Annotated in this window: 21 protein-coding genes and 9 pseudogenes; 17 read left to right on the top strand and 13 right to left on the bottom strand. The window is 38.0% G+C overall.

The genetic code is table 11. The annotated features are described in order from the left end of the window. Positions 1-128: 128 nt before the first annotated feature. Positions 129-254: pseudogene (locus Q3W56_RS20990) on the top strand (YjgB family protein); the annotation flags it as partial. Here the strand turns inward: Q3W56_RS20990 and Q3W56_RS04995 are convergent. After that, positions 253-753 (bottom strand): annotated as a pseudogene (locus Q3W56_RS04995) (DUF2268 domain-containing putative Zn-dependent protease); the annotation flags it as partial. The pseudogenes Q3W56_RS20990 and Q3W56_RS04995 overlap by 2 nt on opposite strands. 125 nt (positions 754-878) lie before the next feature. Here Q3W56_RS04995 and Q3W56_RS04990 point away from each other — a divergent pair. Together Q3W56_RS04990 and Q3W56_RS04985 are read left to right on the top strand one after the other, a co-directional pair. Further along, positions 879-1,046 carry a YjfB family protein gene (locus Q3W56_RS04990; RefSeq protein WP_019714040.1) on the top strand — a complete coding sequence of 56 codons (168 nt, stop codon included), beginning with the start codon at positions 879-881 and terminating at the stop codon, positions 1,044-1,046. Between the two features lie 130 nt (positions 1,047-1,176). Continuing rightward, a pseudogene (locus tag Q3W56_RS04985) lies at positions 1,177-1,649 on the top strand (YjfA family protein). 46 nt (positions 1,650-1,695) lie between these two features. Here Q3W56_RS04985 and pdaC read toward each other — a convergent pair. Continuing rightward, complete coding sequence (pdaC, locus tag Q3W56_RS04980; RefSeq protein WP_302894706.1) at positions 1,696-3,096, bottom strand: peptidoglycan-N-acetylmuramic acid deacetylase PdaC; 1,401 nt, start codon at positions 3,094-3,096, stop codon at positions 1,696-1,698. 255 nt (positions 3,097-3,351) lie between these two features. Between pdaC and Q3W56_RS04975 the strand changes: the two genes are divergently transcribed. Together Q3W56_RS04975 and Q3W56_RS04970 are read left to right on the top strand one after the other, a co-directional pair. Then, positions 3,352-3,579 (top strand): hypothetical protein, encoded by a 228-nt coding sequence (locus Q3W56_RS04975; protein ID WP_019714037.1) that lies wholly within the window; start codon positions 3,352-3,354, stop codon positions 3,577-3,579. Positions 3,580-3,700: 121 nt separating this feature from the next. Continuing rightward, positions 3,701-3,928 (top strand): annotated as a pseudogene (locus Q3W56_RS04970) (heme o synthase); the annotation flags it as partial. Here the strand turns inward: Q3W56_RS04970 and manR are convergent. The 3 genes and pseudogenes from manR to Q3W56_RS04955 form a co-directional block, all read right to left on the bottom strand. Then, a pseudogene (gene manR, locus Q3W56_RS04965) lies at positions 3,921-5,393 on the bottom strand (mannose transport/utilization transcriptional regulator ManR); the annotation flags it as partial. The pseudogenes Q3W56_RS04970 and manR sit on opposite strands and share 8 nt — an antisense overlap. 291 nt (positions 5,394-5,684) lie before the next feature. Continuing rightward, positions 5,685-6,005 carry a hypothetical protein gene (locus Q3W56_RS04960; RefSeq protein WP_302894705.1) on the bottom strand — a complete coding sequence of 107 codons (321 nt, stop codon included), beginning with the start codon at positions 6,003-6,005 and terminating at the stop codon, positions 5,685-5,687. Positions 6,006-6,817: 812 nt separating this feature from the next. Then, complete coding sequence (locus tag Q3W56_RS04955) at positions 6,818-7,135, bottom strand: DUF1433 domain-containing protein (RefSeq protein ID WP_302894704.1); 318 nt, start codon at positions 7,133-7,135, stop codon at positions 6,818-6,820. A 67-nt stretch (positions 7,136-7,202) separates the two neighbouring features. Here Q3W56_RS04955 and Q3W56_RS04950 point away from each other — a divergent pair. Further along, positions 7,203-7,385: pseudogene (locus tag Q3W56_RS04950) on the top strand (lipase); the annotation flags it as partial. A 183-nt stretch (positions 7,386-7,568) separates the two neighbouring features. Here the strand turns inward: Q3W56_RS04950 and Q3W56_RS04945 are convergent. The 3 genes from Q3W56_RS04945 to Q3W56_RS04935 are packed head-to-tail and all read right to left on the bottom strand — an operon-like array spanning position 7,569 to position 8,278. Further along, positions 7,569-7,733, bottom strand: coding sequence for a hypothetical protein (locus Q3W56_RS04945; protein WP_302894703.1), 165 nt, complete (start codon positions 7,731-7,733; stop codon positions 7,569-7,571). Further along, on the bottom strand, positions 7,734-8,054 hold the full coding sequence (locus Q3W56_RS04940) for a hypothetical protein (protein WP_302894702.1): 321 nt from the start codon (positions 8,052-8,054) through the stop codon (positions 7,734-7,736). After that, positions 8,054-8,278, bottom strand: coding sequence for a hypothetical protein (locus Q3W56_RS04935; RefSeq protein WP_302894701.1), 225 nt, complete (start codon positions 8,276-8,278; stop codon positions 8,054-8,056). The genes Q3W56_RS04940 and Q3W56_RS04935 overlap by 1 nt, the downstream gene beginning before the upstream one ends. A 64-nt stretch (positions 8,279-8,342) precedes the next feature. On the opposite strand from Q3W56_RS04935, the gene Q3W56_RS04930 reads away from it, so the two are divergent. Together Q3W56_RS04930 and Q3W56_RS04925 are read left to right on the top strand one after the other, a co-directional pair. Then, positions 8,343-8,531 carry a helix-turn-helix domain-containing protein gene (locus Q3W56_RS04930; RefSeq protein WP_302894700.1) on the top strand — a complete coding sequence of 63 codons (189 nt, stop codon included), beginning with the start codon at positions 8,343-8,345 and terminating at the stop codon, positions 8,529-8,531. Next, positions 8,521-8,646, top strand: a complete 126-nt coding sequence (locus tag Q3W56_RS04925) for a hypothetical protein (RefSeq protein ID WP_302894699.1) — start codon at positions 8,521-8,523, stop codon at positions 8,644-8,646. Before Q3W56_RS04930 ends, Q3W56_RS04925 begins: the two co-directional genes overlap by 11 nt. Positions 8,647-8,731: 85 nt before the next feature. Here Q3W56_RS04925 and Q3W56_RS04920 read toward each other — a convergent pair whose 3' ends face one another. Further along, on the bottom strand, positions 8,732-9,019 hold the full coding sequence (locus tag Q3W56_RS04920; RefSeq protein ID WP_302894698.1) for a DUF1433 domain-containing protein: 288 nt from the start codon (positions 9,017-9,019) through the stop codon (positions 8,732-8,734). Positions 9,020-9,129: 110 nt separating this feature from the next. On the opposite strand from Q3W56_RS04920, the pseudogene Q3W56_RS04915 reads away from it, so the two are divergent. The 3 genes and pseudogenes from Q3W56_RS04915 (at position 9,130) to Q3W56_RS04905 (ending at position 11,169) form a co-directional block, all read left to right on the top strand. Further along, a pseudogene (locus Q3W56_RS04915) lies at positions 9,130-10,550 on the top strand (lipase). 13 nt (positions 10,551-10,563) lie between these two features. Next, positions 10,564-10,875: a hypothetical protein gene (locus Q3W56_RS04910; RefSeq protein ID WP_019714019.1), complete on the top strand. Its 312-nt coding sequence runs from the start codon at positions 10,564-10,566 to the stop codon at positions 10,873-10,875. A 105-nt stretch (positions 10,876-10,980) separates the two neighbouring features. Further along, positions 10,981-11,169: an XRE family transcriptional regulator gene (locus Q3W56_RS04905; protein WP_302894697.1), complete on the top strand. Its 189-nt coding sequence runs from the start codon at positions 10,981-10,983 to the stop codon at positions 11,167-11,169. A 107-nt stretch (positions 11,170-11,276) separates the two neighbouring features. Here Q3W56_RS04905 and Q3W56_RS20985 read toward each other — a convergent pair whose 3' ends face one another. Together Q3W56_RS20985 and Q3W56_RS20980 are read right to left on the bottom strand one after the other, a co-directional pair. Next, on the bottom strand, positions 11,277-11,531 hold the full coding sequence (locus Q3W56_RS20985) for a tyrosine-type recombinase/integrase (RefSeq protein ID WP_368045754.1): 255 nt from the start codon (positions 11,529-11,531) through the stop codon (positions 11,277-11,279). 1 nt (position 11,532) lies between these two features. After that, positions 11,533-11,967 (bottom strand): phage integrase SAM-like domain-containing protein, encoded by a 435-nt coding sequence (locus Q3W56_RS20980; RefSeq protein ID WP_368045751.1) that lies wholly within the window; start codon positions 11,965-11,967, stop codon positions 11,533-11,535. 485 nt (positions 11,968-12,452) lie between these two features. Between Q3W56_RS20980 and Q3W56_RS21155 the strand changes: the two are divergent. From Q3W56_RS21155 to Q3W56_RS04885, 4 genes and pseudogenes are all read left to right on the top strand, one after another. Beyond that, positions 12,453-12,783: pseudogene (locus Q3W56_RS21155) on the top strand (YolD-like family protein). Positions 12,784-12,896: 113 nt separating this feature from the next. After that, positions 12,897-13,349: a Panacea domain-containing protein gene (locus Q3W56_RS04895; RefSeq protein WP_302894695.1), complete on the top strand. Its 453-nt coding sequence runs from the start codon at positions 12,897-12,899 to the stop codon at positions 13,347-13,349. A 33-nt stretch (positions 13,350-13,382) separates the two neighbouring features. Next, positions 13,383-14,702, top strand: a complete 1,320-nt coding sequence (locus Q3W56_RS04890; protein WP_302894694.1) for a hypothetical protein — start codon at positions 13,383-13,385, stop codon at positions 14,700-14,702. Next, positions 14,683-15,081 (top strand): hypothetical protein, encoded by a 399-nt coding sequence (locus Q3W56_RS04885; RefSeq protein WP_302894693.1) that lies wholly within the window; start codon positions 14,683-14,685, stop codon positions 15,079-15,081. Before Q3W56_RS04890 ends, Q3W56_RS04885 begins: the two co-directional genes overlap by 20 nt. Positions 15,082-15,186: 105 nt before the next feature. Here Q3W56_RS04885 and Q3W56_RS04880 read toward each other — a convergent pair. After that, positions 15,187-15,291 (bottom strand): annotated as a pseudogene (locus tag Q3W56_RS04880) (peptidoglycan-binding domain-containing protein); the annotation flags it as partial. A gap of 136 nt (positions 15,292-15,427) precedes the next feature. On the opposite strand from Q3W56_RS04880, the gene Q3W56_RS04875 reads away from it, so the two are divergent. Then, complete coding sequence (locus tag Q3W56_RS04875) at positions 15,428-17,263, top strand: T7SS effector LXG polymorphic toxin (protein WP_302894692.1); 1,836 nt, start codon at positions 15,428-15,430, stop codon at positions 17,261-17,263. A gap of 20 nt (positions 17,264-17,283) precedes the next feature. After that, entirely contained in the window at positions 17,284-17,604 is a 321-nt protein-coding gene (locus Q3W56_RS04870) for a tRNA-Val4 (protein ID WP_174229684.1), read from the top strand. 274 nt (positions 17,605-17,878) lie between these two features. Here Q3W56_RS04870 and Q3W56_RS04865 read toward each other — a convergent pair whose 3' ends face one another. Beyond that, on the bottom strand, positions 17,879-18,847 hold the full coding sequence (locus tag Q3W56_RS04865; protein WP_302894691.1) for an N-acetylmuramoyl-L-alanine amidase: 969 nt from the start codon (positions 18,845-18,847) through the stop codon (positions 17,879-17,881). Between the last annotated feature and the right edge of the window lie 9 nt (positions 18,848-18,856).

The raw sequence follows: 18,856 nt of genomic DNA, 5'->3' as shown, positions 1-18,856 counted from the left end.
ATTACCCATTTCTGTTCCCTTACAGGGGATTAATAAAACATACAAAGCGCACTCACAAGTTTTGTTGCATAAACACCGGGAAACGAGAGGGTAGAATGAAAAAGGAGGGATCAGCATGAAAAAAAACAATGTCTGTTCTAACCGCGGCAGCAGCACTGACAGGCTCTCTTGCCAGCTTCGGGGCGGCGTCTTTTTCAACACCGGCAACAGCCGTCACTCAAACAACCTCGCTCTCTGAAAACACAAATCAAGCAAATTATGATGAAATTCATGAGCAATAATTGAAGGTATCCTTGGCAGGTTATAGCTGTCCGGATTCATCCATACATGTATAAAGCCCGGTATCCCGCCAAATCCGCAGTAGCCTTTTTGCAGCTGAAGCTTATTTGGGTCAGCGATGTAAAGGCCGAATTTGATCTCATCTGCATTCACCCGCAGCTGTTCGCGCTCTGCAAAATAGATACATTGCCGGAGCGTAGATTCAGCTGTCACTGCAGCATGTGATTCTTTCAATATTTTTAATGCTTTCTGCCCGGCTTCAGCATCACGGACCTCCAAATAACCAAGCATTTTCACAGCCATGATGACATCATAGCCGTTCGGTTCTTTTGCTCTCAGCGGAACTTGGATAGCGCTCCACATCTTTTCAAACGGCCTCATCATCGTATACCGAAACTCATCCTCTCTTTTCTCTTCTGCCATTGAAAACAGCTTTTCATATTGCTCAAAGGTTTTTTCCATAACAAGATTCATCCTGATTCCCCCTTGTCAAAAACATACGGTATGACGCAGCGCAAGGGTCAACAAGGAAAATTAAGCCATTTTTCACTGTAAAATCCTCCAAAGCTGCCGATAGGGTAGGCATAGGAGGTGAAACGATGGATATTCCTGCTTTATCAGCTGCCATGCATCAAGCATCCCTTGCCCAAAATATTAGTATCGCCTTAACGAAAAAAATGCTGGACACCGCCCAGCAAAATGCCGATCAAACCTTGAAGATGATTCAGCATCCGACGCTTGGACAGACCATTGATGTAAAAGCTTAAACCCCAACACCAAAGGCGGCCAAGAACTCCATCCTCCCGGCCGCCTTTATTGTCCACAAAAAAGCATTCATGTTTTGATTGTTCCTCCGTATGATTTATTGTTTGCCATATTAAGGAGGTCATAAAGGACATGAAAAGACTGTTTACAAAGGTTTCATTGGTGTTATTCGCATTTGTATTGATTTTTGCCGTCAAAGGAGCGCCTGCCAATGCGGAAACCCATGCCTATGATGGAAAAAGCCCTTATTACAATGATTGTGCATCCAGCGCTCTACAAAAAAATCCTCAAACTTAGTGAATGCCAACAATCAAGTCATCGGGGTAGTCGAGCTTAAATTCAGCAGTACGTGTAAAACGGCTTGGGCAAAAATTACGATGAATCATACATTGACGTCAGGCTTTGAAGCAAATGCGGAGATTACCCGGAACACGGACGGAAAGAGATATAATTGTGATTCTGCAGGCGGCAACGGAAAAGCGGTTGCCGGCCAAAAATCTTGTTATACGCCGATGGTATATGATTTAGACCCAAGGACTTCTTACGCTTTCGGCAAGTATTCAGGACCTAGCCTGAATGTTTGGGCCACCACAGGCTCTTATTAAAAAGAAAAAAGGCTGTCCGGCCAATATCCGCGGCAGCCTTTTCGTATTAACTCGCTTCTCTTTGTTTTTTCACCTCTTCAAGCTGAGAGACCGTCACTAATTGATAGCCTTGATCAGTGAGTTTTTTGATTATTTCATCGGCAGCATCAGCAGAGGTGCGGTAAATGTCGTGAATCAGGATGGTTCTTCCATCTCCCGCCTGACTCATGACACGATCAACGATTGTTTTTTTGTTTCGGTCTTTCCAATCTTCCGGATCAACATCCCATAATGCTACTTCCATTTTCAATTGACTCCGCAGCTCATCATTAATGCCGCCGTATGGAGGTCTTACGAGCGTTGGGCGGTATCCGCTTATTTTTTCAATGATATCTTGCGTGTCATTGATTTGCTTTAATGCCTCTTTCACTGAAAGCCTTGTGAGAAGCGGATGGCTCCACGAATGGTTCCCCACTTCATTTCCTTCCTTCAGCATTCTTTGAAGCGTTTCCGGGTAATATTGCACCCTGCTCCCGAGAACAAAAAACGTGGCATGCCCCTTATATTTCTTCAAGGAGTCCAGAATCTGATTTGTTGTCGCAGGATTCGGGCCGTCGTCGAAAGTAAGTGCAATGACTTTTTGATTAGGATCAACCGTTTCCTCTTTGGGTAAAGAAATCACTTCATGCTTCGGTTTTTGTTCTTTGATTTTATTTTTGTTTTTTGCTTTATCAATATATTGTTCTTTCACGATGTCTTTCAAAAGGCTTTTCTTAATAGCAATCGATTGCTCTCCAAGATTGCCTGCTGCGACCTGATATGTATCAAAATAAAATTCGATATAATCTTCTTTGATGGCAAAGCGGCTGAAATGATCTTTTTTCGGTGCCGTGCCTTCTCTTAATAGTGCATCGTCTGCAGCAATGTCCTTATCCTTTTTCAGCTCATGATAAGCGATTAATGAAAGCTTATGTAAATAGTCAGCGTCCTCTTTGAAAAGATCATCAATTGAAAGAAAAGCTTGCTTACTAAAATCATAGTTAAACGTTTTTTTCACGGTTTGGCCGTGTGCACCGCCGATCAATTTATATTCATTAAATACAATCGCTACAGTCTGCTTGGCATAATGGACAATTTTATAATCAACATTTAATTCGTTGCGCTTTGTCGTATGTTCCTGATCAACGTCTTTTGTTTCTTTCTGAAATTGGCGAACCTCTTTCTCTGCGAAACTCTTTAATACCGAATCCATTTTTTTATTTTTGAAAACGGGATAGTTGACCGCGTAATTGAAGGTTTTCCCATCATTCACGAGCGTTGCAATCTCCACATTCCCATACTGAGAATCAGTTTTTACTTTATTCATAACCATTTCTTTTTTTAATGAATGATGAAAAAAGCCGATAAGGCCCGCCACGCATACAACTGCTATTAATACATGAAACCATTTAATTCTTTTTGCAAACAACCCAAATTCCTTCTTTCATAACCGGTTCGACTTATTTTTCTTCAATTAGAACTGTATCTATTTAGAAATGTTTTTGTAACATTATAGTAACATTTATTTTACATTTGTAATATTATGAGATTTAGAAGTTCTTGTCAATCCTTTTTCTCAGAGAATTCACCAAAAAAAAAACAAGATTTCACATATGGACAGACACCCAACTCAAACATCAAGAATATGGTATACAGAATTAAAAAAACTAGGGAGGTTTTCCTCTTGGATTATCCTTTAAATGACCAGACATTTGAACAAAGTACACCTTATGATGAAAGACAGCCTTATCATTATCCGCGCCCAAGACCGCCATATTATCCGCCTTATTATTACCCAAGACCATACTATCCGTTCTATCCCTATCCTTACCCGTATTATCCGCGTCCGCCTTACTATTACCCGCGCCCACGCCCGCCTTACTATCCTTATGGCGGAGGATACGGATCCTAGTCGTCGTTTACAAAAATGGGGGCAGTCCAGCTCCCCATTTTTGTTTTAAAAATGACAATATGATGACAATTATAGGAAATGATTGCCGATTTCATATCCCCCTTGTTACGATAACAAAAGCATGCAGTTTTGGGGGAGGCGTCTATTTTTGGGGAATACAAGAGAGTCTGCAGCTATATCTGAAACGCCATACATAAAAGCTTCGAACCGGGTAACAGTTTACGACTTTATCAAACTTGCAAAACCCGGCATTATCATATCAAACTCGATAGGAGCCTTCGGTGGATTTTGGATCGCGTTTGCAAGCGCAGAAAAACCATTAACCGGAATGGCTTTTTTGGTGACAATTTTTTCTCATCACCAGGCTCCAAAAGCGGTGATACAACAATATGGGGAATCGTTACATGCTCCAGCGCAATGGTGGAAATGACAAGATCGATATCCTCATGCTGTTTGATGAATTCCTTTAGATCGGCTTTAGCGATACAGGCCATTACAGCGATATGATGACATTTCCGTTCAATTTTTGTCCGCAGCAATTGTGACATTCCAATCCCCATGTGGCAGACGATGATCGCCTTTTTATGTATCTCGCTGCTGCAATGCATCCTTTCAATCGCTGCCTGAAAATGCAGCGTCAAATATGCTGCCTCTTCCTCAGGGATATAAAGCTCAAACGTTTGATTGATGTCTTCCAGGACGTCAATGATCAGATGAAACAAATAAGGGTACATCATTTTGATGTCATTAAGCATAGGATTTGATACAGAAAGATCGTAGCTCAGCCGCTGTAACACTGTATTGAGATGAATATTCAATCCGTTGATCAAATCCTGATCTTTATGAAAATCCAGCATTTTCAGATCTGAAACACAGTTGATTAAATATTTTACAACCTTTGGAAGAACCTCATTTTCAAGGTCCTTTGTCTCTTCTTTCTCTAATGGATAACGAACTTTCCCACCCAATATATGTAATGTTAAATACACGGCTTCTTCTTCAGGAAAACGAATTGCAAAAACCGGCTCAAGCCGTTGCAAACAAGCAAAAGTCCATTGATATTCCTTCTTCTTCTTAACTGCCGCCAGTTCTCTTGGAGATATCGAGATCGGCTGCTTCATTTTGATCCGGCGGATTATGAACAATGTATGCAGCAGCAAACGCTCAAACGTCTCGTCTGTGAAATAGAGCGAATGCTTTTTTTGTATCGATTTGATTTCTTTCGCCACAAAATTGACTTCGTGAGGTAAGAACTTCCTTTTAATAAATTGGCTAGTAAACTCTGTGTTATCAATCAAATCAGATATTCTAGCCAATGCTTTTCTTTTATTTTTTTCGTTCCCTTCAACCTTCAAACCAAGCCGCTGCCTAGAAACCAATGTAAGGTCAAATCGCTTCAGCCACTCTTCTACCGCACATAAATCCTTTTTAATGGATGATCGATTCACGAAATGCTGAGCGGCTATCTCTTTTGCGGAAACAGGCTTTACATTCATTAATAAGTCATAAGCAATATGAAGCATTCTTTCTTCATCAGTCCGCTGCCTAGAATGAGTATGTTCTGTATGTAATTGTTGGCTTAACCAGGTTCTTTCCTGTTCTTCTATATGTAAAAATACGCCTAACCCTGGTTTCCGAATGAGCTCCGCGTGAGAATGCTCATTGAGATAATCCCCTATCACTTTCAAATCATTCCGGATTGTTTTTTCAGAACACTGTACCCTGTCTGCGAAATCTTGCACAACTAAATAGTCATCAGGTTCAGATAACAACAGATACAAAATCTCTTTTTGTCTTGAATTCATGTATTTCATCTGTTTTTCTATCCTTCCTGTCAATATCCACTTGAACAAATAGATAGTAAAAGTATACTATAAATGCAATCGCTTACATTATAACGTAAAATCATAGATTCAAAAGTTTCGTTTTTTACCGAAGGTTCCGGAAAAAGCGATTTTTATGTTTTGGAGTTAACTGTCTAGGTAATCGTGGGAGACATTCTGAAATTTACGAAATAAAAAACAGACACCAACCAAAGCACAGAGTTCTCTGTCCAATGACCAGTAGTCCGCAGGCTTTCCGTCTTCGACCTATTAAAAGTGTTTTTATGCCCCTGTTCCCCAGCTAACTTTGTATTCACCATCCGATGCTTTTTTTGCATAACATAAGTGAGGAGTTTGCCCTGTTTCATCTTTCCAATCCAGCCAATTTACATAATAAAGATTCCCAGATTCATTGTCACCTTCTCTTTTTTGGAGAACTGAAAAGTAGCTTTGGTATGGATATCCCCTTTTATACAGTTCGTATCTCATTGCTCCTTTCTCAGAAGCAGTTGAATAAAGAACAGGAGGTAGAACAGGTAGTGCTATCAAAAAAACTAGAAGTGCCTCTAAGATTGAGAGTATAATTTTAGTTTCTCTTTTCATTTTTCCCTCCTATAATCACATGTATTTTATTCTCCAACGAAGGTTTTTATATTCCCATATAACTTACATTAGTATTTTTTTCAGATATACAATTCCAAATATTTGTTGGCAGAGTTGGACAACAATACGCCAACAATCTACCCTTAATTACAATAAGAAATAACCCCATTTCGGACTTACAAATGGGGTTTTTATTTTATCGACTTAATATTTATACCTGGGTTTTTATTTAAATCATGCACTGAATTAATAAATTCGTTAGTATTCATAGATTGAAAAGTCTCTGCAAGTATGGTGCTGCCACCTAATTTCCCTTGTAATGATTCAAACCTTTTATTGTTTCAATAATACTCCAACTCAACATAGAACTTTATTTGAGTCTTTATCTTTAATTGCATCTGTAAAATTTCTAAGTTCACCACAATTTGGGCGTTTTGGGATGGTTGGTGTGAACGGACCCCCTCCAGTTATTCCTGCGGAGCGATTTTTTCCCGAAAGGGTAGGCAGGTACTTTTTAAAGCCTCAATCCAACTCTCCGAATAGGCGTCAATCATCTTCAACTCTACTTCAATTTTTCTCTGTGAAGTTCCCTCACCTGTGTTTGATTTCTCTCTAGCAATTTACGTTTTAAGAATGGGCACTCTTTAGAGAGAGGAATCTATCGTTTAAGTTTTTGGAAACCAATAATACTTACGGAGCATACGCACAATAGCAGGCAAAGGCATACATGTAGCTCTCGGACTTGAAAAAATGGTCTACGATACCCGAGACAATTGAAGGTATAATACAAAAACAGACGCCATCTAAGCGTCTTAAGATTTTTCTTCTGCGTCCACAGAGGAGCTTCCTATTTTGTCACTAACAGGATCATACAGGCCATCAAACTCTTTAGTTTTATCGCTATTAAGATATCCCTCAACGGTAATTCCACCAGTTGGATCAATGAAATAATCCTCGTAATAAGAAATTTTCTCTATACCCTTGTATTCACTATGAAGGTATTCAGTCATTTTACTTTTAGCTTTTTCAAAAAGAGCACTTTCTTCCTTTTTCACATCATATTGATGCTTCATAATCAGTCCCCCAACAGTTATAATTAACAATAGTAGAATAATAAGGTATTTTTTCAAAAAAGATCATCCCTTTCCCTTCATTATTTTACATGACATGAAAGGTGTTGGTAAGAAAATTAGGACTTCAAGCCTTTCTGTTCTCAAACTACTTACTGAAAACAAGCAAAAAGAAATAAACGAAGGCTTGTATGACCCTTACGTGAGGTCTTTTATCAACCCGGATGATATGGTCGGAGCCGGTTACCGGAACGGGTATGACCGCCGCAACGGGACCACATTTTGGAACGAAAATGCCAGCTGCAATAGACCATGAATAAACCCTATTAACTATCATTTTCAAAGTTAATAACATTCTTATCCATGTAGAAATACAACGTCAACAAGTAAAATGAATATCCGAACCTAAAACTCTGGCACAGAAACAGAGCTGAATGATGACAAAATAACTAAATAAGAAAAGTAAAAAACCCCTGCTGCGCAAGGGTTTAAGCTATGATTCCGACTGGGCTCGAACACCGCAACCAGAGCGTGCCCGCCGAGATACTTGCGGTAAAAGTGTGAAAAAGTCCTCCGGCTCCAAATTGACGTAACGGTCAGTTCCTGCCGCATACACGTTAAACCATCCGACAATTGTCCGTACATAACGAACTTGCATTTATGCCGCCTCCTTTCCAAACTTACCGGCTAAGAATAACATAAGCTCGACCGCTGACATGGCTGCAATTTCTTCTAAACTCGGAATAGCACCGCTTTTTGGCAACGTATACATTACATCTTCACTTACTGCAGAGTGTTGCCCGATCTCAGGTTCGTATGTCCCATCATATATCGTATGAATCATCACCAATTGCTCTGATTCATTCGCGTCAGTCATTGTAAGTGCGTAGCCATTTCCGAGGTCAACTGCTTCTACCATTTCCTCAATCCGTTTGCCATCTTCGATAAAATACAGGTGGTTAATGCTGATTTTTTTCATTATTTCGCTCCCCCTTTTGCTTTCGCTAATTTAGTCATAAACTCTAGAACGGTCATACTTGCGACTTCTTCTGCACTAAGACTGATATCAATTCCGGTCTCAAACTCGATAAGTTCCTGAGCCTTTTCACCAAGTTCCGGTTTGCCTTCTTCGTTGTAATGCAATCTCGATAAAGATAGATAACCTGAGCTAACATCTAGCGTGACGTTATTTCCGACATACAAAACCTCGATTGGCTCGCGATAGCCTTCCGAGTCCCAGGCGTTCGGATAGTTTACATAATCGACAGTGATATGCCGCCATTCGTTTGCTGATAAATGTGGAATAAGACATGCCGCGTTAAGTGAACTGATAAATGGTAAGAGGCAAAATATTAATTTTGGTCATATTGAACGTATAGCAAATGCCTTAGACATTGAAGATATAAACGAGATTATAAGTTTAAACGAAGTAGAAGGAGATAATCATGTTATTTGAAGGAGAAAAACAAGAATGGCTACTCTTTAAGGAGAGGGATCTATCGGTTAGAGTTTTTGAAGCCAATAATATATACGAAGCTTACGCAGCAATAGCAGGCAAAGTACACATGTAGCTCGCGGTTTAGAAAAATGATCCACGATATCCGAGGCAATTGAAGGTATAATTCAAAAATAAAGACGCCACGAATGGCGTCTTTATTAATAATCACACTCTTTCTCCTGACACTCCGGCTTCTCTTCTGCATCGACTGATGAAACCCCTATTTCGTCATTAGTTTCATCATAAAGTCCAAAGAATTCTTTTTCCTTATTACTATTCAAATACCCTTTTACAGAAATACCGCCCATAGGATTTATTTTGTACTCGTTATAGTATGTAATTTGATTTATATCGCTGTAATTAGCTTTTATGTAACTATCCATTTTTTCTTTCGCTTGGTTAAAGAGTTCTTGTTCTGTTTCATCTTTATCCTGTTGGTACTTCATGTAAATACCTCCTAATGCTATAATTACAACAGAGATTAGGATAATTATGTTTTTTTTCACAAACTCATCCTTTCTTATATTAATTTTACATCAACTTTGAGGTGTTGTACATGTCTAAAAACGTCGTTGTGCCGAAAATCAGTGATCGAGAATACTTTTATATAAGCCAAATATCTTATGATTATGAAACCCTTAAAAATCATTTGAAAACCCAAAAACCCTTAAAAATAAAATCTCCTACTAGGTGGTACGTTGACCAAATAAAATCAGACAGTGATACAGGACTTGACGCGGTTGTATTAGCTCAAGCTGAAAAGAAAAACGGCAAGTGGGTAAAATCAGCTAATCCTCAAAATGTTGTCGTAGCCTTCGCAGGCACTGATCTCGCAAAAAACCCGATCAATGATGGCGTAAAAGCCGACGGCGGCAACATAGTTTTTGGAAGCGACCCCAAAAAAGAAGCTCATTATATCGTTAAAAAGGACGCAAAAGACACGTCTAAAACACTTGGAAAATACAACGGAACACCTTCTCAAGACGCGATGCTTACAACCGGAGACTATAAACTCATTACGAAAACATCGCAAATCGACCAAGCAGACCAGCTCGTTAAAGAAGTGAAAAGAAAGTATAACGGAACATCGACGATTGTTTCAACAACTGGTCATTCGCTTGGAGGTGCAGAAGCAGAGTATAGTGCGGTAAATAATGATATCTATGCGGTCGCGTTTAACAGCCCTTCTGTCGTCAAACTACATACTGATAACATGCAAAAAGAAATAAACGATGGCTTGTACGACCCTTACGTGAGGTCTATCATCAACCCAGATGATATGGTCGGAGCCGGTTACTGGAACGAGTATGATCGCCACAACGGGACCACAATTTACACAAAGAATCCAGCACTATCGCAATTCAGTCGCGAACAGAGACTTAGCGGGCGATGGGGTGATCAAATCGCTAAGAACCTCGCCTACTTTATAGGCACAGTTATTGTTCGCAATCCAGATACACACGGTCTAAATGAGGCAAACTTTATATTTGATGAGAACGGAAATATCACGAACGTAAACGGCGATGAGCTTGTCTACGATAAAAACCTAAACGCAATGCTACCGGCTGGCGCGATCGGCGGCGGGGATGCCATTAAAGTCACTCCCAAAAGTGCGAAAAAACTTGCCGAAAAAGTTGACGCGATGGTCGAGGATCTGAGAATGATGAAAAAAGAAGGCAAAATGCTTATCAAGAGCACGATGAGAAAGTTGCTGAACTAAAGACGGAATTTTACGGTCAAGTTGGCCATGGCTTTTATGATCAGCTAAATGCGCATGATGTAACCAATACGTTAGAGGATATAGCCCAGTCTTACGATAAAGGACCGATATTTTACGACACACAGGCTGAACAATCATACATAGATTCGCTACAGGCAGCAATTACAGACCTTGAGGAAATAGGCGGTTTCTTAAATAAAATCGCCGACGATTTTGAGGAAAAAGATCAAATGCTTGCCAATTGGCTAAGATTATAGGAGTGACACCGCAATGCCAACGTTAGACAACCTTTTAGAACATAAAGATGATCCAATGCGAAAACAGCTGCAACGTCAAATGCTGAAAGCAGGGATGACGCAAGTGGCAAATACTAAGCTAGCTACGGTTCGTAAAAACCTAAAGCCAAAGTTCGAGATGAATTCGCTGCAAGAAGAATTAAACGACGTATATTCAGCCCTTTTATACAGCTTCGAGGGAAAAGCGCAAAAAGCACTTGCTCAGCGTATCAGTGAAAGTGCCCAGCTGATCGTGAACGCGGAGAACGATGGAGAAACTTTTGTTACTAGCTTTAAAGCGAGATAAAAAGCCACTTTTTAATATCAATATATTCTATAAAAATTATAGACAAGTTCAGTCGCAGAGGTGAGCAAAATGAAATGAAACGCTAAGCCACGCTTACACCCGGTTTTGAAGGCGAAAGGATGGACGCAAGTAAGGCTATACGAAGCATCGGGTGTACCGCAGGGCTCTATATCGCGATTCGATAAGAGCAGCCGCCATGAAGATTGGCACGTATTTTCAATTGATAAGGCGCTCGAAGTAGAAGTCGAGGAGCTATACGAAATAAAAGAAGCCACGGAAGAGGACGCTGAGTAAATCGGCGTCTTTTTTGCCCTCCTGATTTCTAGATCAGCTTTCCAAATCGTTTACAAAAATCCATAGACCAATCAGAACGCCCTCTTAGTCAGAAAAACATAATACTTTTAAAATTCATTTCTGCGATTAACTCTTGAACTAGCCGACTTGTAGTAGGTAGCCAAGGTATATATCTTGTCTTTCGATTTTTTCGCAATAGATGATCGAATCGTTAATATATGAGTTTTAAAATCAAAATCTCGCTTTTCAACATGTGTTATTTCACCAATTCGCATCATTCCGTCTAACAGTACGTTCATCAATACATAATCACGAAAATCTGCAAAGTTTTTCTTATCAGGTGCTTTTAAAAGGCGTTGCAGCTCATCTGGTTGTTACGTTCTTAACTCCGTCCATTATATTATTGTCAATAAGTCCTTCGTTCTCCAGGGTGTTATACATCACTCGAAGTGTTTTTAAGCGCGTATTTATCGTGCTATCTGATAGACCTCGCTTCTTTTCCTCATCTGATATATAAACGTTCCCCTTAAATTGCACCCAATCATCGCGCATATAGTTTATGTAGTGTCGTATTGTATCTCTGTCAATAACCGTAGGAGAACGAGGTATATCGAATTCGTCAAGAAACGTAGTAAAAGATTTATAATTATCGCGATACTGTTGTAACGTTCCTTTCGCTTTCCCTTCGGCTGTCTTTATCGTGATGAACGTCTGAAATAATCTGTCTAAGTCACCGAGATCACGAAGTTTACGCCTGCGTATTCGTTTAATCGGTTTACCCTTCCGAATATCATCCATAAAAAAAGAACGCCTCCTATTCCGGTTTAATAGAATAAGAAACGTTCAAACACGGTAACGGTCCACCGCTATCCTACGCATTAATACGCCTAAGTCATCGACTAAGTCAACGCAAACAAAAAACGGTAGGAATGCCGTTATATCAACGTTTTCCTACCGTTTCGAATCGTGTATGATTCCGACTGGGCTCGAACCAGCGACCTCTACCCTGTCAAGGTAGCGATTATGTTCTGATGCGAACAGACGTTTTATTTTAAAACCTTATTTTATAAGGTTTGCTGACCAGTTTTTCTGATAAAAAATCTTCTGTTTTGGCTAAAAATGAACAAGTTGGTCCCCAATTCGTCCCCATCTGTCCCCAAGTTGTATAATAACTAACCGATTCTTTTCATTTAGGATTAAACTACAGTTCTTTATATTCCAATATTTTCTCCGTTGATAAAAGAACATTTGTTCACAATAATTTAACCAAGGAGATGCTCGGAATGAGTGAAGGAATTTACGACAAGAGATGGGAACAAAAATTTATATTGCCTGAGCAAAGGGCTGCTCTTTTAAACAGAAAGAGAGAAGTCCAGAAGATCGAAAAACCCATTCTCGATGAATAACCAGCTGGAGGAGATGGCACGCACTCTTTGCGAAGCGATGGAATACAACTCGGGTTCAGGTCATCCTCATATACAAAGACGGTTTTATTGAAGAAGTACAGGGCATATTCATTATATAGATGGAGTTAAACAGAGGCTACATATGAAGGATTTAAAAGGGAATACATGGTTTATTGCAGTTGAAACGCTCTTGTCTGTAGATGAGTAATAAAATTCATGAACAACATTGCTTATTAATCAAATAAATGTTTGAAAAGTAATGACGTTCTCTAAAAAATAGAGTACATTATATATAAACAAACGTAATAAGGAGGGGTTTAGATGACTGCCTCAGATATCGCCAAATTCTTTATATCACTAAGTAAACCTGGTACATCAAACAATATTACAAACTTAAAACTCCAAAAAATTTTATACTACGCTCAGGGAAAATTCTTAGCACTAAAAGGTAAACCCTTATTTGAAGAGGAAATTGAAGCATGGGTACACGGCCCAGTTGTTCCGGAGGTTTATCATGAGTATAAAAAATTCGGATATAGTGATATTAAACCGCCTGAAAATGACGAGATTATTAAAAATATAGATCCAGAGTTAAAAGCCTTCCTTGAAAAAATATGGAAGGAATATAAGAACAAAACAGGGAAAGAATTAGAAGAGGCTACCCATAACGAAGATCCTTGGAAAGATGCAAGAAACGGGTTACCTGATTTTATATCTTCTAATGCAAAAATACCAAAAAGAAAATTAAAGGATTTCTTTATTACGGCTAATTAAAAAAGCCGTAATTTTTTAGGAGAGATAAATTTAATGAATTTTTTTAATTTTTTAGCTAATTCTTTTGACCACTCATCTAGAATATTATATGATCAACTCCCTCCTATTTTTAGATTATTAATCCCGTTTACTTTAACAATTTATTTATTTAGTTATAAAGAAAGGAAAGAAGTTACTTATTCTTATTTGAAACAAAAAAAGGTTTCTAAGAATGCACTTATTTCAATTGTTTTTACTGTCATTGTTCTTGTTTTTCTTGGATTACATTACTATTCTGAAATCAGAAATACTTGGTTCAATAATCTTTTCGTAGTATTCTGTGCACTATGGGCTTTCTTTATTTTTTATACATATAAAGAGTTGTTTAACTCTGTTAATATCTTTGCTGTTAAAGATCGTCACTTAAAAGTCATTAAAAAAGTAAATGGAAAAATAAAAATGTACAGCTATATATATAGTTCTATAATCTATATAGCTGAAAAGTTATATAAGAGCATTGAGAATAATATTAAAATTAATTTTATTAAAAATACATGTAAGTATTTTCTTTCTATATTATTCATTATTTCAAAAGATGAAATCAGAAAAAAGTACTTAAAGGAACTTGAAAGTTTAGATTTAGCAATACAAATATTAACCCAAATATTATTATCAAAAACTAAGTATAACCTCTCGAAAGATGTTTCTAAAGCTTTAAAAGATGTAACTGATGAATTAGTTATCTTTACAAGTTATAGTAAAGATTCTATGTTTAACGAAAATTTAGTATCTTTAGACATAATTATGGACGTTGAATCCGTATATTCAACAATACTTAAAAACATTGAGATGTTAGTTGAAAGTTCTTTGAAAAATTCCAGAACAGAAGATTTACATCAATTACTAAAAGTTCCAAAAAACATAGAACTTCCACCTTTAATCGTAAATGAAACAGTATATCAATTATCTTTAAATAAAGGCTTAATTACGAAAATTAATGAGGATCTTCTTAATTTGAGAAGAGTTTATATTAAATCTATTAAGTCACTTACTTCAATATTACATACAAATCAGTATATGGGTGATTTAACGTTAGTTCGAAATATTATAAATCTCCCTAATGAAGGTAATGAAAACACTACCGGTTTGCCTTCTTCGGAGGCTATTTTTACACTGCAAGTGTCAATTATTATTGAGTCTATTATGAAAAATAACATTAAGTTATTGACTGATATTGTTAATATAACCCTTGAGAATAATCATAATAAAAAAATCGAAAGTTCTGTATTAAATATATTTGTACTTTGTGCAATTAAAGCAATAGAACAGGGCCATTATAAATGTGCTGGGCACTTTGGTAAAAATGATTGTTAAAAATGCCGATATTGAAGACATTAAAACTTCAACGTCAGAAATAATCAGACACTTTAATGGTGTTGAATTTCACAGTGAAGATGAATTTTTGAACCTCTTTCGAAAGGATATCGATTCTAAGCTTGCAGACGATTTCATGTTATCATTGCCATTTAGTAAAATTTCATTTGATTATTGTTTTTCAAAATTTATTTTCTTATTGGAACAGCAATATAATTTTATAAAAAAAGTTGAGAATAATGATTTATTTGATTCTTTTAAATTTGCTACGCCAAAGGATTATATTAAAAATAAAGTAAATGGTCTTCATAAGGAGTATGGACTGATAATTTTACGAGAAGATATAATGACACAAGAACAAGAAGTTCAAATGGTATAGGTTATATTATTTAAAAATGTCCTCTTGAAATTCTAGAGGACATTTTTTTATTATCCTAAATTTGTTATCAATTAAACATTTCCTTTTAGAAAAGGGCTTCTTTTATTACTCCAATAACGTTTTGAGTTTCGCTTTCGTTTTCGGGCCATAAATGCCGTCAGCTCTTAAGCCATTCATTAACTAGAACCGTCTAACTGCGTCATCAGTTTCCAAACAAATAATCTGAATAGGTAAATTTACACAGATCAAATGATTCATTTCCCACATTTGAATTACATCGCTGTCTTTTTTTTCATTCCCCTATGGTAAAATCTAGTTGGAGCTTTTCAAACGAAAGGATATGATCATGAAAGTATTTGAAGCCAAATCACTGCTTTCAGAAGCAGATAGACGTGCAAAAGAATACAAGGAATTAAGAAGTCAGATGGTCAATCTCAAGAAGGCCTTTAAAGCTGTAGCTGATTTAGATGACAGTGAGTTTTCCGGAAAAGGCGCTAACAACATCAAAGCATTTTATCAAGATCATGCAGGTGTGGCTGACAATTGGATTGATCTAATTGATATGAAAATTGCTTTTTTGACAAGCATTTCGGGCGCTTTAGAGGACGCCAGCTTATCTGATGCATACATAGAAGAATCATTCTTAGAACACGAGCTAGCTAACGCCTACACAAAATCAAAATCCATTATGTCTGAACAGAAGAAAGCGATGAAAGATATCTTAAATGATATCGACGATATTCTTCCGCTTGATTTGTTCTCGACAGAATACTTTAAAGACGAACTTGCAGATGCAGAGGACAAACGCAAAAAAACAGTCGATAAATTAGGAAGCGTGGACGAAGCACTTGTTACTGAATACGCTCAGTCAGAGCCAAACGAGCAATTCATCAAGAAAGACTTCCAAAAGCTTGAGGAATCCACAGGCAAAGGCAAGAATGCTACACCCATCCATTACAATGCCAAGGCGTACCGTGAAAGTGACATACATAAGAAAAAAGGCGATATCGAGAAACAGACTGAAGCCTATCTGAAGATCAAGAAAGATGAAGCGAAAGAACGAGAAATCAAAGAATTGAAAAAGAAGCTAGCTGACGGAGTCACGGATCCGGATGAATACTTAGAAATCGCTAAGAAGGTCGGATATGAGAATCTCACCCCTGAACAGCTCCAGTATGTGGTCCAGCTTGAACAAGCAAAACAGCTGGAGGCCGTCGGTGAAAGTGTCATCAATGCTGGTAAGACAGCATTTGATATCATCGATGGTGTTAAAGATGGGATTAACGATACGATTGACGATACGATATATGGCATCAAAGACTTGGTTGTAGGAGCCTGGGAATATTCACAGCTTCCTATGGAATTAAAACTTACAAAAACAATTACAACAGTCTTAAGCGTTCCCTCTTATCCAAAAATAATCTGGACAAACATCGCCGATTCATGGAATGATAAAATGATAAATGGTGATGCATACACAAGAGCACATTATATCAGTTATGCAATAGGAAATATCGTTGGGCCAAAAGGTGCGGGTGCCGCAGTGCAAACCACTACCAAGCTTTCTAAAGTAGGTAAAGTGGTTGAAGGCGGAACAGCTGCTGCTCATGTCAATAAAGGAATAAACAAAGGCAAAGCTTACATCAATTCTATTCTTAGAAATAAGAATGATCTTGCACTGGTTGGGATTGCACAAGACATCGAGAATACGTATAACGCAAAAAATACTCCTCTCCTAAAAAGTATGATTGAAGATAATAAAGAGAGTGTTCTCAGAAGATCTGAACGTTCTAACAATAAGGATACGGGTAAATATAATACGGGAACGATGAAACACATTTACCATGGTGAAATTAATAGACGCGGTAAAGCGGTTGGATATCATCATGAAAGTATGATGGGTGGAAAAATTATACCTGGATCCGAGAAAACACCTGATAAAAATGGTGTCTATGAAGCCAATGTTGAAATAAGTGGAAAAAGGAAAATAGCCAAATCTAGTTTTTTTCCGAAGGAATGGAATCGTGTAGATGTGTTAAAGGCTATTGATGAAGCGTATCAAAATAAAAAAAAGATAGGTGCTAATAAGTTTATAGGTGAAAATTCAACAGGAATTAAAATAGAAATGTTCTTAAATAAGGATGGTTCAATAGCCACTGCTTATCCTTTGTATAATAAATAGCATAGAAGGTGAAAAACAAGATGAGATATTCATATGAATTTAAAAAAGATCCATTTGGTATCACAAGAATAATACTACCGGAAAAATTAACTGTTTTCTCGGACGTTTTTGAGGATATTTCAACAAAAGAGGAAGCAGACGAGTATATTGGATACGTTAAGAAGGTTTTAACAGGAGATTATGAAGACTTTGAAATTACGTTGAATGCTACAAGTATAATAATTAAGAAAAACATGACAATAGCTGAGCATCATTACCGGGTTGATGAGCCTTTTGAAAGTATAATAGAAACTGATGAGTTTTTAGAGTTGATTTTAATATGGAAAGAGGCGATAGAATAGATAATTGGATATTGAAGATATAATTACTTAAGCGCTTGATTGTCTTTTTAGGCAACAAGTGCTTTTTGTTTTTTGTATTATGCGTTGAACAACATAAAATTTCTAAATGAAATTCATACCTCATGATGGTAGTACCATCAAATGGTTTAGGAGTTCGTCTCATAAATGAAGAAGTAGAAGAGGTAGGTTATCAAGATGTTGCGATTTAATTATCGCTATTTGCTAGTCAACATATAAAAGATAAAGGCCCCATTTTAGAGAGGGCCTTTTTATATCACTTCAATTTTGCTTCAATTTTCGCCTTAGTTTTCGGACCGTAGATACCGTCAGGCGTCAAACCGCTTACTGACTGAAAACGTTTGACTGCATTTGCTGTTTTTGGACCATAAACGCCATCAATGCCGTTATTCTTCGCCCCTTTGTCCGGGTAGAAATAAAGAGACGCCAGAGCATTTTGAATACGCCTTACGTCATCCCCTTTTCGCATAGGGCTTGTTACTCTAATGACACCAGAGGGCAGCGCATATGACGTTTTTTTGCTGCTTGGTTTAGGGCTCGAAGTGCTTGAGCCTGTGAGCTTTAATACTTGGCCGACCTTGATCAAGTTCGGGTTTTTGATACCGTTCAAGCTTTGCAGGGTTGCCACACTCACCCCGTGCTCTTTTGCAATTGCGGAAAGAGTATCGCCTTTTTTGACTGTGTAAGTGCCCCCAGAAGCTTTAGGCGCAGATGTTGAAGTTGTTTTCCCGCCCAGAGCCTTCAATTCTTTTTCAATGGCAGCCTTAACCTCATCCCATCTGCCCTCTGACAAAATACGGTGCGGACAATACTTGCCGTTCCAGTCTTGATGCTTGCGCACACGATCAATACCCCAGCCTCGCTCTTTGAGCAGCTGCGCCACAAACTTAATCGCCAGCTTTTCTGCTGCCTTATATTTAGCGCCTCCTGACTTGCTGTAGCAGATTTCAACACCAATAGACTTACGGTTCCCTGTGCCGTTTGTGCCGTCTCCTGTGTGCCATGCGTTACGATTTAACGGTAGCCCTTGAATAACCTCTTTGTCATCAACGGCAAAATGAAAGCTTGTCGAGCTAGTATTTCCGATCATATAGCTGATCTCATTGGCAGCTGACGCGTCATTCGCTGTATTGTGGATGGTGATGTATTCAGCGTCCATGTGATTAGGGCATTTCAAACCATATTTAGCTTCTGATACAAGATTCTTTTTCACTTTGATTGTCATAAGTGTTCT

It is taken from the genome of Bacillus sp. C28GYM-DRY-1, assembly GCF_030519405.1.
In the GTDB taxonomy this organism is placed as follows: domain Bacteria; phylum Bacillota; class Bacilli; order Bacillales; family Bacillaceae; genus Bacillus; species Bacillus spizizenii_A.
The sequence above is the reverse complement of the archived record's forward strand: the minus strand, read 5'-3'. Positions and strand labels throughout refer to the sequence as shown.

Excerpts from the sequence above, each read along its gene's own strand:
- Q3W56_RS04990 (WP_019714040.1), top strand. The coding sequence starts at position 879 with ATGGATATTCCTGCTTTATCAGCTGCCATGCATCAAGCATCCCTTGCC.
- Q3W56_RS04960 (WP_302894705.1), bottom strand. The coding sequence starts at position 6,005 with ATGAAAAGAGAAACTAAAATTATACTCTCAATCTTAGAGGCACTTCTA.
- Q3W56_RS04945 (WP_302894703.1), bottom strand. The coding sequence starts at position 7,733 with ATGCAAGTTCGTTATGTACGGACAATTGTCGGATGGTTTAACGTGTAT.
- Q3W56_RS04940 (WP_302894702.1), bottom strand. The coding sequence starts at position 8,054 with ATGAAAAAAATCAGCATTAACCACCTGTATTTTATCGAAGATGGCAAA.
- Q3W56_RS04925 (WP_302894699.1), top strand. The coding sequence starts at position 8,521 with ATGTTATTTGAAGGAGAAAAACAAGAATGGCTACTCTTTAAGGAGAGG.
- Q3W56_RS04920 (WP_302894698.1), bottom strand. The coding sequence starts at position 9,019 with ATGAAGTACCAACAGGATAAAGATGAAACAGAACAAGAACTCTTTAAC.
- Q3W56_RS04910 (WP_019714019.1), top strand. The coding sequence starts at position 10,564 with ATGCCAACGTTAGACAACCTTTTAGAACATAAAGATGATCCAATGCGA.
- Q3W56_RS20980 (WP_368045751.1), bottom strand. The coding sequence starts at position 11,967 with ATGGATGATATTCGGAAGGGTAAACCGATTAAACGAATACGCAGGCGT.
- Q3W56_RS04895 (WP_302894695.1), top strand. The coding sequence starts at position 12,897 with ATGACTGCCTCAGATATCGCCAAATTCTTTATATCACTAAGTAAACCT.
- Q3W56_RS04890 (WP_302894694.1), top strand. The coding sequence starts at position 13,383 with ATGAATTTTTTTAATTTTTTAGCTAATTCTTTTGACCACTCATCTAGA.
- Q3W56_RS04875 (WP_302894692.1), top strand. The coding sequence starts at position 15,428 with ATGAAAGTATTTGAAGCCAAATCACTGCTTTCAGAAGCAGATAGACGT.
- Q3W56_RS04870 (WP_174229684.1), top strand. The coding sequence starts at position 17,284 with ATGAGATATTCATATGAATTTAAAAAAGATCCATTTGGTATCACAAGA.
- Q3W56_RS04865 (WP_302894691.1), bottom strand. The coding sequence starts at position 18,847 with ATGACAATCAAAGTGAAAAAGAATCTTGTATCAGAAGCTAAATATGGT.